Here is a 15,306-nt window from a genome sequence, read left to right on the forward strand (position 1 = left end):
AGGCATGCCATTCATTCGACAAAAATGTTGGAAGTTTTAACTAGTGGGATTCAATTGATATTAGTTTAGCCACATTTTGGTTTTTCTATATTATTAAAATGATTTTTTTAAAAATTGTTCTACTTTCTCAAACAATTGCTGTGCACAAGGCTCATGGCATACATGATGTTTACAATCGGGTAAAAAGAACATTTCTTTTTGACTGGACGGGATTTTATGATAAATGAACTCTGCACTAGAAGCGGGAACAATTCCATCGCTTTCTCCTTGTACAATTAAAACGGGCAGGTGAAGCTTCTCAAGGGAGCTCTTTGTTTGTTTCACTAGCTTCATAAATTCTACAGCGGCCGACAGCGGCGTGCTCAACAGCTTATGACGATACCGATCATACAAGGGATTTGTATCAATCAATCCAGATAGGGACTCTTTTACCATCTGTCTTGTGTCTTGAAACATTTGTTTTGGGTTCACATATTTGGCAGCAGCACTTAAAAGAACAAGACGGGCAATTGGATATTTGGCTGCTAAGTAAGAGGCAATCATCCCCCCCATCGAAAAGCCTACCAAAAAAATCGTGTCGCATGTTCGATAGAGAGATAACAGCTCAAGCTCAGCCGTCGTAATCCATTCCTGATACAGAATTCCTTTCAACTGAAGCTCGTCGCCATGCCCCGGAAGAGTGACAGACTGCACGTTCCAATCTGTCGTCTGCTTTAAATACAGTGCAAGCGGTTCTACCTCATAAGGGGCTCCAGTAAAACCGTGTATACATAGACAGCCAATCATTCTGTCACCTTCTTTGCCGCTAACTTTTATAGTGCAGTAATGACTTCTTCCAATCTCATGCCGCGGGAAGCTTTCACAAGAACAACATCATCAGGTCCAGCTACTTCAGCCAGTTTTTTCTTCAAATCTCCTTTGTCCATGTAAGAAAAAACGCGCGTCTCTCCAAAAGCTTTCTTAGCTCCTTCGGCAATAAATGCACCTAGACGTCCATAAGTTATGACATAATTAATAAACTCCGGCTTGATGTATTGACCAAGTTCAATATGATATGTTTCCTCTTCGCTTCCCATCTCAAGCATATCGCCAAGCACTAGAATACGATTAGCAAAACCGTCCATATCGCCAACAAGATCAATGGCCGCCTTCATAGATGTTGGGCTTGCATTATACGCATCATTAATAACAGTAATACCTTTATCTGTTTTAAAGAGCTCAAGACGCATCCCTGTTAATTTTGTTTGCATTAGCCCTTGGGCAATTTGTGTTTCAGTTAGCCCAAAATGCTGGCCAATTGCAATGGCAGCGAGCGCATTCTTTACATTGTGTTTCCCCAATATAGGAATTAGAAACGCCTGAGCATACCCTTCGACCTGAAATTCTGTCCCTTCAGCAAGCTGATTGATGTGGGTCACTCGTATGTCACAGTCCTTTGATTCTCCAAAGGTTTTCACATTGTGATGAAGTGCCTTTGCTCTCTCGCGAAGCAAAGGCTCATCTCCTAGATAATAAAAGACACCGTCCTCTTTTAATCCGCTAGTGATCTCACATTTCGCATCTGCGATCTTCTCTCTTGAACCTAGATCTTGCATATGAGATTCCCCTATATTGGTGATGACAGCCGCATCAGGCTCAGCTAAGTTTGAAAGAAATTCAATTTCTCCTTTTGCACTCATGCCCATCTCCAAAACCGCTATATCTGTTCCTTCAGGCATGGCAAGGATCGTCAGCGGCAGACCGATGTGATTGTTAAAGTTACCCTCTGTTTTGTGTACTTGATATGCAGTTTGTAACACAGAATGAATCATGTCCTTGGTCGTTGTTTTTCCATTACTTCCTGTAATGCCTACAACACGAGGATTTTCTTCTTTTAAGTATGCTTTTGCCAGCTTCTGAAGAGCAGCCAGTGTATCCTCTACAAAAATAACTGGAACGTCTTTTGGAGGATGTGTTTCTTTTTGATTCCAAAGAACGGCTGCAGCTCCAAGCTCGACTGCTTTAGAAGCAAATGTGTGACCGTTAAAATGTTCCCCAATAAGCGGGATAAACAGTGCGCCTTTTGATACCTTCCGTGTATCTGTTGTCACTCCGTGAATCTGCTCTCCGCCAAAAGCTGGATTAGATAATGTTCCACCAGTCATTTGGGCGACTTGTTCCACTGTACGTTTCATCATGATTTTTCGCCTCTCTTTCTCAATTCACTTGAAGGGAAAAGAGACACTACCTGCTGGATAGTGTCTGCTTGTTGCTCTCATTAAAAAGTCGTTTTAATGGTTTGTTTTTCTTGATGGCGTTCGATTGCAAGTGACACTAATTTCTCAATCAATTCAGGATAGTCTACACCAGTATGTTTCCATAACAACGGGAACATACTAAATGGTGTGAATCCAGGCATTGTATTCACTTCATTAATCAGCACTTTGCCTTCCTCCGTTAAGAAGAAGTCTGCACGCACAAGACCAGACCCATCAATGGCTTTAAAAGCCTTGATCGCCATATCTTGAATTGTATTGTATTCATCCTCTGACACACTAGCCGGAATGATCAGGTCTGTATCGCCATCTTCATATTTTGCTTTGTAGTCATAAAAATCTGTTTTTGGTGCAATTTCACCAACAACAGAGCATGTCGGCTCGTCATTTCCTAATACGCCAATTTCTATTTCTCTTCCGATCACGCCTTCTTCCACAACAACACGACGGTCGTATTGGAAAGCCAAGTCAAATGCTGCCACAAGCTCTTCTTTACTGCGGCATTTACTAATACCAACGCTTGATCCCATGTTTGCAGGTTTGACGAAGCAAGGATATCCAAGCACTTGTTCAACATTTTCTAAGCTGTCTGCTTGTGCTTTTTCATAATCTTTTCTATTAAAGGAAAGGTACTTTGCCTGTGCGAGTCCCGCCTGAGAAAAGACATCTTTCATCATGATTTTATCCATTCCCGCTGCAGAAGCGAGAACACCATTTCCCACATACGGGATATTGAGCAGTTCAAGTAAACCTTGAATTGTTCCATCCTCACCATTCGGCCCGTGAAGTAATGGAAAGACAACATCAATTTTTTCATCTGTTGAAGCAGGCTGTGGAAACATGCTTTCATTTAAAGAAGTTGGTAAAAACGGCTTTGTTTTTTGTTCAAATTGAAGCATTTTCACATTTGATACTGGTTCAGTGAGTTTTTCTCCTCTTAGCCATTCGCCCTCTTCTGTAATGTAAATTGGATGTATATCGAACTTATCAGTATTAAGTGCTTTCGTAACTGCAAGGGCTGTTTGCAGTGATACATTATGTTCGGCTGACTTTCCGCCGTAAACCAATCCTAAACTTATTTTCAATGGATACTCCCCCCACTAAAATTCATCTTTACTATCTTATCACTTTCAAGAGAAAATGCTCTAATTAAATTTTGTTGTTATGGAATTGAAATGATTTGTAAAGGTTGTAAGCGCCCCCCTGAGCATTTGTATGTCAATCGTCTCTATTTTATATTAAAATGACTTTGAAAAGGAGTTGTGACAAATTGAAGAAAATCACTAGTACTGAACAATTCAACGAGATCATTCAATCAGATAAAGAAGTGATCATTAAATTCTTTGCAACATGGTGTCCTGATTGTACAAGAATGGACATGTTCATTCCAGAGATTTTAGAGACTTATGCTCATCACGAATGGTATGAAATAAACAAAGATGATTTCCCTGAGCTAGCAGAAACATATCAAGTCATGGGTATTCCTAGCCTGTTGATTTTCAAAAACGGCGAAAAAACAGGACATTTACACAGTGCTAACGCAAAATCACCCGAAGAAGTAACTGAATTTCTTCAAGAACACATTCAATAATTGAATCAAGGGCATGGCAGAATGAACTGCTGATGTCCTTTTTTATTGCCTTTCTTTTATGTCATCCTCTTTTAACAAATCTCTACATAAGACGAGTCGTATCTCAAAAACGTTTCAACGAAGAAAAGGAATGTTTCACCGGAAATGATGACATAGAATGACAGTCATTTATTTCCTGGGAAAGAATTTATCGTCGATACAAGCGGGAATATGTCGGTTGCGTGAATTTTCCGAATGGAATCTTTACTTATGATATTTGACTTTGTATAATAGAATTGATAAATGATAATGATTATCAATATCATCTGTATAAGATCTTATAGATCATTACTTTTCAAAAGGAGCGATGATTGAATGTCTAAAAAGAAAATCAAAACATATCAACAGCTGATTGAGGAGAATAAAAAGGCGATCATGCGTGACCCTAAATTGATGGAAAGTATATATGAAACCATCGACAAGAAGCATCAGAGGCAGCTTGCAGCTTCTGGGCGCGATTCTTTTTAATACTACGATGAGCAGACAGAGCCCTGACTGCCCTTTTTGTTTGCCACCATCAAAAAATAACAAAAGCCGATAAAATCGAGTAGCTGATTTTATCGGCTTTTGCTTTAGTGTGATTTCGCCACATGATCTTGTTTCATCCCTAGATAAATGAGCATATAAGTGAGATAGCCCATTGTCATCGTTAAACCGCCGAAGAAAAACTGAGAAAACACAGGTTCCTCAAACGTTGTCACTGCGGCAAGGATGATCCAACTTGCATACAAATAGACCATGAACCATTTGATATTTCTTTTTAATGTATACAGAATCAAAAGACCGGCTAATGAAAAAATCCCTAGCGCTAGTCTGAAATAAACAAGATGATGAAACTGGAAGGCAAAAGACACGAACGAAAACGACAGCAACAACAAAATCGGTAAAGCCAAAATAAAATTTCTCACGATAGTGCCACCTCCATAACTCCTTTTTCATTATAAGACAAAATCAGCCTGTGATCGTGAAATACAGACGGAATGTCACAAAGATGTCACGAATTTTTCTTGTTATTTGACACAATTTTTACACATTTACATCACGCTTCCAAAAAAGGAGCCAAGCTGTTCCGACAAAGAAAACGAAATGCGCAACAACAATGAATAATGAAAACAAGACGCTCATTCCATCAAATGGCGGCGGACCTTGAAAGCTGTATTGAGTGAAGTCAGTATTGGCGAAAAGCAAGATTTTCCCCCACTGATTTTCAAACAGTGACATGATAGTCACGAGAGATTTGGCTCCATATAAAACTAAAAATGAAGTGACCAGTGCAATCAGGCTGTTTCTAAACAAACTAGAACACATAAATGCAAAGCTAGCCATCATGACAACCTCAATCCATTCAGAACCGATGACTTCAAACGTGTACTGAAATAACCGACCTGTGTCTTCGTTAAATTGAGTGCCAAAGAAAATCAGACCAAAGATAAAAGATAAGACATAGTAAAAAACAAACAAATAAATGACGAATAACACGAGTGTGATATATTTAGACAGAAAGATGTGCAGCCTTGTCTTAGGTCGTATCAATAAAAATTTGATTGTCCTTTTTTGAAACTCCGTTGAAATCATCGTCGCACCAATGACGACAGCAAACACTTGTAAAACAAACACGACATTCGTAGAATAGGCAAAATAGTTCGCTACTGTGTATTCACCAAGACTAGATGGGACTTGTTTCATCGTTAAAGACATCATAAATTGAAAAACAACGAGTAATCCGAGTGCAATGATGGTGATCTTTTGTTTCATTAACTTTTTATGCTCATTTTTGATGAGTTGAAGCATCTGTCGTCCCGCCTTCCGTCCATTTCATAAATACCGATTCAATTGATTCCTTCTGAGGCGTCATTTCATACACATCAAAGCCAGCCAACACAAGTTGTTTGTTGAGCTCCGGCATACTCTCTTTGTTCAGTTGAAGCAGGACATGCTGTCCATCAAGCTCATATGTATATCCGTGCGCATTCAGCCATGAAGACGCCTTTTCTACTGGTTGAATATTCATGAGTACCTGCTCTTGTTCATTGATATTTCTCAGATCCACGGTTGCTTTGATTTGCCCTTTTTGAATGATCATCATGCGATGACATAATTCTTCTACCTCATGCAATAGGTGAGTAGCAAATAACACAGATGTGCCCTCCTCTTGCACAAGCGTTCGTAAGTGTTGTCGGAAATCCTTTATTCCAGAGGGGTCAAGACCATTTGTAGGTTCATCTAAAATAAGTAAATCCGGTTTATGTAAAATCGCCTGTGCAATCCCGAGCCTTTGTTTCATCCCTAACGAATAGGTCTTGACCTTATGATGAATGGCATGATCTAGACGAACCCTTTTCACCACCTCATGAATGCAATTTTTTGATATACCAACATGCATAGCTGCACACAGCTCAAGGTTTTCAAATCCTGTTAAATATGAATAGAACTCTGGATTCTCTATAATGGCACCAACAGAAGTCATCGCATTTTGAAAGTGCTCATCTTGAGAATAACCATTGATGGTGATACGTCCATTGCTTTTTTTCATCAATCCCACAATCAACCTAATCAATGTCGTTTTTCCAGACCCGTTTGGTCCAAGCAGACCAACAATTTCTCCTTGCTTGATCTCCAACGTAATATCACTCAAAATGTTTTGTCTGCCTATTTTTTTATTCACTTTCTCTATTTTTAGGACGGCTGACTCCAAAGCGATTCCTCCTTCTAATGTAAAGCCTAAAGCGGCAGTCAAAGCCACTTATACTGTTAAAAGTATATCACGCAAGACAAGCTGCTCTCCCAGAATTGTTTTCAACAGAAAAAGGGCTGATTGGTCAGCCCTTACAATTACATTGATAGGTTAGGTGATGATGCCGTTTCATATTTCTTCTCTGTTTCCGCAACAATGACCGCACACGCTGCGTCACCAGTAATATTTACAACGGTTCTTGCCATATCTAATAAGCGATCTATGCCAAGGATGAGCGCAATTCCTTCCACAGGTAGTCCTACAGAGTTCAATACCATGGCAAGCATGATAAGACCGACACCAGGTACACCAGCTGTACCGATACTTGCTAGTACAGCTGTTAAGACAACTGTTACCAATTGCATAAGTGTCAATTCCACTCCAAAAACTTGGGCAATAAAGATGGTTGCCACCCCTTGCATAATTGCAGTTCCATCCATATTTATCGTAGCGCCTAAAGGCTGTACAAAACTAGAAATAGGCTCTGGTACTTTTAACTTCTTCTGTGCCGTTTCCATTGACACCGGCAAGACAGCGTTACTGCTAGATGTACTAAATGCTACGACCATCGCTGGTGAAAAGTCTTTGAAAAAGGCCATCGGGTTACGTTTAGCTAAAATAGCGACTGTTGAACCGTATGTGAGGAAGAAATGTAGCACAAGTGCAATCAACACAACCGAGAAATACAGTCCCATTGCTTTTATGGCATCTAGCCCTTGACTCCCAATGGCTGTTGCAATCAAACCGAATGTCCCAAAAGGAGCAAACTTCATGACAACACCAACAAGGTACATCATTAACTCATTTCCTTGTTCAAACAGTTTCAGCAAACCTTCCGTTTTTTTACCGAGCATGGCAATGCCAAGCCCCAAAAATATACAAAAAACAATAATCTGCAGCATATTCCCTTCAACAAGAGATTGAACAGGATTTGCTGGAATGATGTTTAATAAGGTTTCAGCCATTGACGGTGCTTCTTCTGGCTTATATTCAGCTCCCTTAGTATCAAACGAACCAAATGAACCTGGTTTGATCAGTAGAGCTAAAGACATTGCGATGATAATTGCGAATGTTGTGGTTACTAGAAAATAAGAGATACTTTTAGCGCCGATTCTGCCAAGCTTTTTCGGATCACCAAGACCTGCAACACCAAGTGTGATGGAAAAAAACACGATTGGCACAACCAACATTTTAATCAGATTTAAGAAGATTTGACCTAGAGGTGTAAATAAATAAGGGTCTAACGCTTTAAATACATTTGGAGCAAAAATGTTGAGTAGAAGCCCAGTGATTGCACCTAGAATTAACGCAATAATAATTTTTGTTGCCAGCTTCAATAGAATCTCCCCTTTCCTCGTCAAAAAGACCCACGAGAGAGTTTTCTCGTGGGCCTGCGTGCAAAACTACATGTACCACTGTTCACTCTCTTCACGCTGATGAGGTTAGCTGACGGGTTAGGACGAAGAGATGCCCCCTTTTCTGATACAGAAAAATTCACCCCAAAATAATGGGTCCCCCATTCCTTTAGAAGGATTAAGCGTGTGGTTATATGATATTTTCATACCATTTATACCTTATTTTTAGGAAATTGTAAACAGGTTCATATGAACTTTTTAATTACTTTCTTCCTTATTTGTGACCTCCAAAACATCCAGGATAAATACAAAGATTGGAATTCCAATAATGAGACCCCAGATGCCAATATAGTGTTCTGAGAAAATCAGCACAATAAACGTGAAGAAAATAGGGAGTTCTGTTTTAGCTGACATCAGCTTCGGATTCAAAAAATAAGCCTCAATGGCATGGATAATAACGATAACCAAGACAATATAAAGCACATAGATTCCGCCTCCAAGTGTATAAGCAATAATACTCAATGGAATAAGAGAGATGACCACACCAGCGACTGGAATCAAGCCTAGCAAAAAAACCATGACTGCTAATCCAAATAACTGCGGGAATCCCATGATACCAAGGGCAATCGTTGTTAATACACAATTAACGGTCGCAATAATAAATTGAGCTTCAAGTACCTTCCCAAACGTTCTGGAAAATTTACGACCAAAGAAGGCAAGTTCATGATAGAATACAGAGATTTTGCTCGTTTTGAATTTATTCATAAATTGAATGAGGCGTTCCTTTTCAAATAAGAAGAACATGCTTAAAATTAAGGACATAATGACCTGAATACTGAACGTGCTAAAATCTGTTAAGTATGTATAGAGGAAATTGAACCCTTTCTCAAAAAAAGATGAAATTTTGAAATCTCCGAATACGTTTGTGATGACATCAAAGAAGGGTATATCTTGTGGATGATCTGCAATTTTCTTACCTAGACGAAATAACTGCTCAACCTGTTTGACGATGATTGGCACAAAAACAAATCCACCAAATGTCAATCCACTAGCTAGGAGAATGTACAAAATGGTAATAACCGATTTCTGTCCTATTTTCAGAAAGCGATTTAAAAAGCATCTAATGACTTCTTCTAAACGATTCATTAAAAAAGTGAATATGAAGGTCAAGAGAATTAAATTCATCATTCCTCTTAATAGATATAATATTGTGGCTAATACTACAAATACTGAAAACCGTTTGACACCGGGTTTTTCAAACAATTTTAAAAATGCTGCCATTAAGTTACACACCTGCCAGGACTAAAGTCTATTTTTGATCGCATCTGATATACATTATATCGGATCTTTCTGTAAATTATATAACAAACGGTCAATGAGTTCTTACGATTCGTTCTATTTTTATGAAGGTTTAAGGTGACAAGAAAAAAACCGAACCCATGTAGAACATCAGGTTTCGGTTTTTGATTGTTTTTATACTACACAGCCTGCTTGATATTCCGCATTTCCTGAAGAGCGATTTTGCTTTTATGTTCGTCAAATTCACCTTCACTTTTCGCCACAATGATTGTGGCAATTCCATTTCCAATTAAGTTTGTGATGGCTCTTCCTTCACTCATAAATCGGTCGACACCGAGAAGTAGTGCAAGCCCTTCAAGCGGAATGACCTGAAGTGCAGCAAGTGTAGATGCCAGCACGATAAATCCGCTTCCTGTCACCCCAGCCGCCCCCTTTGAAGTCAGCATAAGGACCAGGATAATGGTCATCTGCTGACCGATTGACAGGTCGACACCAAAAACTTGGGCTAAGAATACAACGGCCATTGATAAATAAATAGAGGTTCCATCTAAGTTAAATGAATAGCCTGTTGGAATGACAAGCCCAACAACGGATTTAGAACAGCCATATCGCTCCATTTTATCCATCATTCGTGGCAGTACAGATTCTGATGAGCTTGTGCCAAGTACAATGAAAATTTCATCTTTAATAAAACGAAGGTAGCTGAACAAGCTGAAGCCATACATCTTACAAATGATGTTCAATACAACAAAAATGAATAAGAACATGGTTAGGTAAACGGACAACATCAGGCTCCCAAGTTGTTTCATAGATCCGAGACCAAAGTGACCAATTGTATAAGCCATTGCACCGAATGCACCTAATGGCGCGGCACGCATGATATATCCAATGATTTTGAAAAAGACAAGTGACAGCTTATCAAGCCAATCGATGATCTCTTTCCCCTTCTCACCAAGTGCTGCAAGCGCTATTCCAAATAAAATAGAGAAGAATAAAACCTGTAAAATGTCTCCCTTTGCAAAAGCATCTACCATGTTAGATGGCACAATGTGTGTGACAAATTCTATCCAGTCAATTCCCTTTCCCCCACCTTGGGTATACTGCGAGACATCCCCTTTTTCAAGCTTACTATAGTCAAGACCCGCTCCCGGCTTCATGATATTCACAACAAGAAGACCGATCACCAATGCAAGAGTTGTGACAACTTCAAAATAAATAAATGCCTTTCCGCCGACCTTTCCAACCTTTTTCATATCACCCATTTTGGCAATACCAAGTACAATTGTTAGGAAAATAATCGGTGCGATCACCATTTTGACTGCGTTAATAAATGTATCACCAAGCGGTTTCATTTCCTTCCCAACGTTCGGCCAAACCATCCCTACAATAATCCCGATGATGACGGCTGAAATGACTTGAAATGTCAGGTTCTTCAAAAGCCTCTTCATAAACTTCCTCTCCTCACCCTATAATGTAAACACTTAACCCCTCTCTGAAGATAAATGATAGCGATTTCAATCAAGGCTGAGAAGCTTATGAACATATCGTACATTTTGGTCTTTTTGGTCTATTAGTCAGAATGTACGATATATTTATTTACAGGTCTTCCTACCCCGCCATATTGCATATCTATTTTCAGCTCGCCTTCTTTCACAAGAAAGTCTAAATATCGGCGTGCTGTGACACGGGCAATGCCAAGCGCATTTGCGACTTGTTCTGCTGACTGTGCTCCTTCTTGCAAACTCATATATGCTTTAATTTCGTTCATCGTATGCACATTCAGCCCTTTAGGGAGCCATGGTTCTTCCTGCTTAACGGCAGGCTTTCGTATGATATCGTCCAGCATCTCCTGAGAAAATTCTGTTGCGGTACGAATCTTTGATTGAAAGGCTTTAAAGCTTTCAAGAGATGCCTTCATCCGTCCAAATTTAAACGGTTTAATGATATAGTCTCGTGCACCGTTTTGGAGCATAACAGCTATGGTTTCTTTGTCCTTTGCTGCGGAAATCACGATCACATCGACCTGCATCTTCTGCTTTCTGATTTCTTGTAGCGTTTTCACCCCGTCTTTTTTTGGCATATAAACATCAAGCACAACAAGATCTGGACGAACCTCTTTTATGAGCTGAATGCCTTGTTCACCATTCCCTGCCACAGCCACTACTTGAAAGCCAGGAACACTCATAATAAACTCTTTATTGACTTCTTGTACCATCGGATCATCTTCAATTAATAGCACCTTGATATGAGTCATCTGTCTCCCTCCTCTATTGTCATTGGGAATTCGATTGAGAAGGTGGTACCAATGCCGATGCTTGATGTCACTTCTACATTTCCCATCCCTTTGTCGATAATCGTCTTTACAATATACAGCCCATAACCTGTTCCGCCTTCTTTGCCATGTGTGAACCCTTTGTCAAAAATATGAGGAATCATCTCCTCCTCTATTCCAGACCCATTATCTTCAATCAGAATCGCTAGTACATCCTCCGTCTGATCAATACTAATGGAGATCTTTTTGTATTCACGCTCAACTGTATCAAAGGCTGCAAAGGCATTCTCAATAAAATTACCAAGAAGTTTTGTCATATCGTGCTGATCTAAACGATTGGGAAAATCTCGGAGACAACTATTCTCATCTACTTCGACTTTTATGCCAAGCTCTTTGCCTCTTCTAATCTTGCTCATTAAGAGACCCACCACCGCATCATGGTGAATGACTCGATGAAGAAAGTCAGTGACATGTTCCTGTTCTTCTGTCGTTTGAAAAGCCAGTTCCAAAGCCTGATTCGTTTTCCCAAGCTGAATCAATCCCGCAATGGTATGAAGCTGATTCATATGCTCATGATTTTGAACCCGCAGGCCATCAACGAAGTTCTTAACCCCTGTTAATTCCTCTGCCAATTTAGCCGCCTCTGTCCGGTCTTGGAAAATAGCCACTGCACCGATGATCTTCTTTTTCATCACAATCGGAATCCGGCTGCTCATGATTCGTTTTCCACTCATATGAATTTCTTCATTGTAGACCGGTTCTCCTCGCTCAATGATTTCAGGCAGCCTCGTATCCGCCAATACATCCCATATATTCCGACCAACCACATCACCTGTCACCCCAAAAATCTGCTTTGCCTTTTCATTAAAAATAGTAATCATGTGCTGATTATCTATGGCGATGACCCCTTCATTGATAGAGTGAAAGGTTGCAGTACGTTCCTCTAGCATTCTCACAATCTCATGCGGCTCCAGCTTAAACATTTGCTGTTTAATATGACGGGCGAGTAAGAATGAACCGACAAGCCCGAAACTTAGCGTCAGCAGCAAGATCATGATGATATCCCGCTTCATTTCTGCTAATATATCCATCATGCTCGGTAACGTTCTTCCTACAAGGACAACCCCTGTTTGATGAAACGTTTCATTTTTCACCGGATAGAATGCTCTTATCGCTGTTCCCAGCTCTCCCTCTGCTTCTGAGAAATAAATATGCTCTGCGAAAGCCGGTTCTTCATCTGTTCCCTCTGAGCGCTGACCAATTCTCGTCTTGACTGGATGCGTTAATCTGATATGATCCATATCCATCACCACAATATAGTCAGCGTCTTGGATAATACGGATCTCTTCAATTGCATGTTGTAAACGAGAACGTTCCTTTGTCTGACCAGCTAATGCCTGCTTCACCTCGCTCATTTCAGCGACGGTTCTCGCCGTATTCATGAGTCTTTTCCGGAGCTCTCTTTCCTCCGTCTGCTTTATCCCGCCTACAAGAACAATTCCTCCGATGAAAAGGGCAAAAATAACAACGAAATAAGTCAAGATGGTGAGCTTCCACCTAATGGATAATTGATGTAATTTCAATTGATTTCTCAACATTTTTCACCTGTATCTTTACGAATTCTTCCTCTGTCAAGTATGCTTGACATAAGGGAAGGGGGAGCTGTCGCATGAAGAATTTACTTGCCTATACGTTGTTGCTGATCATTGGTATTGTAACCGCTTTATACTTTGGTTCTTATCATATGATGCCGAAATCAGCTACTATATTTGATGATGAACAGATAGGGCTGAAGGACCAGCTTGTATTTAAATTTAGTCATGTCGTTGCTGACAATACACCGAAAGGGCTGGCTGCAAAGAAGTTTGCTGAGCTGGTGCATGAGAAATCTGATGGAAAGATCACCATTCAAATTTTTTCAAACGGGAGCCTTTATTCCGATATTGAAGAGATTCATGCACTTAAAGAGAACCAAGTCCAGTTTATCGCTCCGTCTACCTCTAAGCTTGGCATGCTGTCACCTGAATGGTTAGCACTCGATCTTCCCTTTGCCTTTCCTAATTATGATGCTGTTCAAGAAGGACTGAATGGTGCAATTGGACAGAGATTGTTTGGCACTTTACAAAAAGATGGGCTAAAAGGAATGGCATATTGGACAAATGGATTTAAACAAATTACCTCTAATAAGGGCCCGATCAAACTACCAAGTGATCTGAAAAATCAATCACTTCGCATCATGCAAAGTGAGTTGATTGAAAAACAATTCAAACTTCTTGGCGCAAAGCCATATCAAGAATCATTCAACTCCACATTTCAGCTATTAGAAATGAAAAAGGTAGACGGTGAAGAAAATACAATTTCAAATATTTATTCAAAAAAATTCTATCATATACAAGACTATATGACGATCAGTAATCATGGTTATTTAGGGTATGTTGTCTTGACGGATCAATCATTCTTTGAACGCCAAACACCTGAAACGAAGCGAATTTTACTTGAAGCAATGGAGGAAACAACTGCGTGGAATGAAAAACATGCGGAACAACTAAATAAAGATCAGTTGAAGGAAATGAAACGTGAATCACCTATAGCAATCCACGAATTAACACAAACAGAGCGAAAAAAGTGGGTGAAAGCTCTCGATCCTTTATACGATGAAGCTGAAAAAACCATCGGTTCTACCTTGGTGAAACAGATTCGTGAGCTTCGGACACGTTATGAAGACTCCCAAATCAATTCCTTGCAAGCAGAAAATGAATAGCATATTAAAAAATCCCTTGTGCAGCTAAGGGATTTCAGATTGTTCACAAGAGATTTTTTTATGCCCTGAACTCACGCTGTTCTTGCTGCGTGATTTCCTCCAGCCTTGCTAAAATTCTGCGCTTTCGATATTGCATGATGCCCGTTTCGGCAATTCCCTTTAATTGTGAGCGGTTGGACACTGCTCCGAACAAAATACCCGCAATTGGGACAAGCTGAAATAATTTCTTCCAGCCAAATGAATCTCGGTAGTTATACACCACCTCACGCCATCCTTGTATTTGAGAAATCATATTTTCGTGCTTTCCTTCAGAGGCATGATAGCTCTTCAGCTCTTTTAATATTGATTTTTTCCCCACCACATCAGCAGAGTTTAGCTGCAAACATTTAATGATAAATACCCGCTCTTCCTTGTTTTTCGGATCATATCCATAGGTGACGGCAATATCCTGTAATGTTTTCAATGATAGTCCTAACACAACCGGGATATCTGCCGCTAGTGTAAACATGCCACCAACCCCTGTTGTCGCACCTTGAACAGTGGCTAAATTTGCTCTATTTTTCCCCATATGTTCACTAATGGTATCCATGACTTCGATAGGGGCTTTTTGAATATCTTCTATGCTATGAATGGACTCGCCGGCACATTTTGCTTGAAATTGAAGAATAATTCCTTTTTCCGAAGTCAAATACACACCGCCTGATTGAATGTAGTGCCCCATTTCATCTAATAACACGCCGATTTTCTTTTGAATAAAGGCAGGAGTGAGCTTGTCCAACATTTGAAATGGAAGACGGCTGAGTTTCCCCCAGAACCACACCTTTTGTTGTTCTTGCTCCCATTTTTCAATTTCCTTTAATTGTGCTTTTAGCCACTCTCTTTCCTCCATGCCTTCTTCCTCCTTATGATGTCGATCGTCATTTTCTGTTATTATACACATTCCACCTCCATCATACGTATAAAATATTGAAGCGGTTCCGAGAGGTTTAAATTTCTTTCA

15 protein-coding genes and 1 riboswitch are annotated in these 15,306 nt (G+C 39.9%); of the genes, 3 read left to right on the forward strand and 12 right to left on the reverse strand.

The features are described from left to right. Window positions 1-93: 93 nt before the first annotated feature. From ACIQCE_RS13180 to ACIQCE_RS13190, 3 genes are all read right to left on the reverse strand, one after another. Complete coding sequence (locus tag ACIQCE_RS13180; RefSeq protein WP_400495384.1) at window positions 94-786, reverse strand: alpha/beta hydrolase; 693 nt, start codon at window positions 784-786, stop codon at window positions 94-96. Window positions 787-812: 26 nt separating this feature from the next. Then, window positions 813-2,177, reverse strand: coding sequence for a UDP-N-acetylmuramoyl-tripeptide--D-alanyl-D-alanine ligase (locus ACIQCE_RS13185; protein ID WP_400495385.1), 1,365 nt, complete (start codon window positions 2,175-2,177; stop codon window positions 813-815). Between the two features lie 80 nt (window positions 2,178-2,257). After that, a complete protein-coding gene (locus ACIQCE_RS13190) occupies window positions 2,258-3,340 on the reverse strand; it encodes a D-alanine--D-alanine ligase (protein ID WP_400495386.1) in 1,083 nt (360 codons plus the stop codon). Between the two features lie 185 nt (window positions 3,341-3,525). On the opposite strand from ACIQCE_RS13190, the gene ACIQCE_RS13195 reads away from it, so the two are divergent. Both ACIQCE_RS13195 and fbpB read left to right on the forward strand, forming a co-directional pair. Next, entirely contained in the window at window positions 3,526-3,846 is a 321-nt protein-coding gene (locus ACIQCE_RS13195; protein WP_400495387.1) for a thioredoxin family protein, read from the forward strand. A gap of 354 nt (window positions 3,847-4,200) precedes the next feature. Beyond that, window positions 4,201-4,353, forward strand: coding sequence for a Fur-regulated basic protein FbpB (fbpB, locus tag ACIQCE_RS13200; RefSeq protein WP_400495388.1), 153 nt, complete (start codon window positions 4,201-4,203; stop codon window positions 4,351-4,353). A gap of 104 nt (window positions 4,354-4,457) precedes the next feature. On the opposite strand, the gene ACIQCE_RS13205 is transcribed toward fbpB, so the two are convergent. From ACIQCE_RS13205 to ACIQCE_RS13240, 8 genes are all read right to left on the reverse strand, one after another. After that, complete coding sequence (locus tag ACIQCE_RS13205; RefSeq protein ID WP_353853766.1) at window positions 4,458-4,793, reverse strand: hypothetical protein; 336 nt, start codon at window positions 4,791-4,793, stop codon at window positions 4,458-4,460. A gap of 118 nt (window positions 4,794-4,911) precedes the next feature. Beyond that, a complete protein-coding gene (locus tag ACIQCE_RS13210) occupies window positions 4,912-5,676 on the reverse strand; it encodes an ABC transporter permease (RefSeq protein WP_400495390.1) in 765 nt (254 codons plus the stop codon). Continuing rightward, a complete protein-coding gene (locus ACIQCE_RS13215; RefSeq protein ID WP_400495391.1) occupies window positions 5,654-6,580 on the reverse strand; it encodes an ABC transporter ATP-binding protein in 927 nt (308 codons plus the stop codon). Before ACIQCE_RS13215 ends, ACIQCE_RS13210 begins: the two co-directional genes overlap by 23 nt. A 137-nt stretch (window positions 6,581-6,717) precedes the next feature. Then, window positions 6,718-7,956: a dicarboxylate/amino acid:cation symporter gene (locus ACIQCE_RS13220; protein WP_400495392.1), complete on the reverse strand. Its 1,239-nt coding sequence runs from the start codon at window positions 7,954-7,956 to the stop codon at window positions 6,718-6,720. A gap of 78 nt (window positions 7,957-8,034) precedes the next feature. Continuing rightward, window positions 8,035-8,169: riboswitch (cyclic di-AMP (ydaO/yuaA leader) on the reverse strand. 63 nt (window positions 8,170-8,232) lie between these two features. Beyond that, window positions 8,233-9,255: an AI-2E family transporter gene (locus ACIQCE_RS13225; RefSeq protein ID WP_400495393.1), complete on the reverse strand. Its 1,023-nt coding sequence runs from the start codon at window positions 9,253-9,255 to the stop codon at window positions 8,233-8,235. 197 nt (window positions 9,256-9,452) lie between these two features. Then, on the reverse strand, window positions 9,453-10,721 hold the full coding sequence (dctP, locus tag ACIQCE_RS13230) for a C4-dicarboxylate transporter DctP (protein ID WP_353853770.1): 1,269 nt from the start codon (window positions 10,719-10,721) through the stop codon (window positions 9,453-9,455). A 122-nt stretch (window positions 10,722-10,843) separates the two neighbouring features. Next, window positions 10,844-11,527 carry a response regulator gene (locus ACIQCE_RS13235; protein WP_400495394.1) on the reverse strand — a complete coding sequence of 228 codons (684 nt, stop codon included), beginning with the start codon at window positions 11,525-11,527 and terminating at the stop codon, window positions 10,844-10,846. Beyond that, on the reverse strand, window positions 11,524-13,143 hold the full coding sequence (locus ACIQCE_RS13240) for an ATP-binding protein (protein WP_400495395.1): 1,620 nt from the start codon (window positions 13,141-13,143) through the stop codon (window positions 11,524-11,526). The genes ACIQCE_RS13235 and ACIQCE_RS13240 overlap by 4 nt, the downstream gene beginning before the upstream one ends. A gap of 71 nt (window positions 13,144-13,214) precedes the next feature. Here ACIQCE_RS13240 and ACIQCE_RS13245 point away from each other — a divergent pair, with 71 nt between their 5' ends. Beyond that, on the forward strand, window positions 13,215-14,306 hold the full coding sequence (locus tag ACIQCE_RS13245) for a DctP family TRAP transporter solute-binding subunit (protein WP_400495396.1): 1,092 nt from the start codon (window positions 13,215-13,217) through the stop codon (window positions 14,304-14,306). A gap of 58 nt (window positions 14,307-14,364) precedes the next feature. Here ACIQCE_RS13245 and ACIQCE_RS13250 read toward each other — a convergent pair whose 3' ends face one another. Next, window positions 14,365-15,195, reverse strand: coding sequence for an EcsC family protein (locus ACIQCE_RS13250; RefSeq protein WP_400495397.1), 831 nt, complete (start codon window positions 15,193-15,195; stop codon window positions 14,365-14,367). Between the last annotated feature and the right edge of the window lie 111 nt (window positions 15,196-15,306).

The organism is Bacillus sp. NPDC093026 (genome assembly GCF_044754665.1).
GTDB classification, from domain to species: Bacteria; Bacillota; Bacilli; order Bacillales; family Bacillaceae; genus Bacillus; species Bacillus maqinnsis.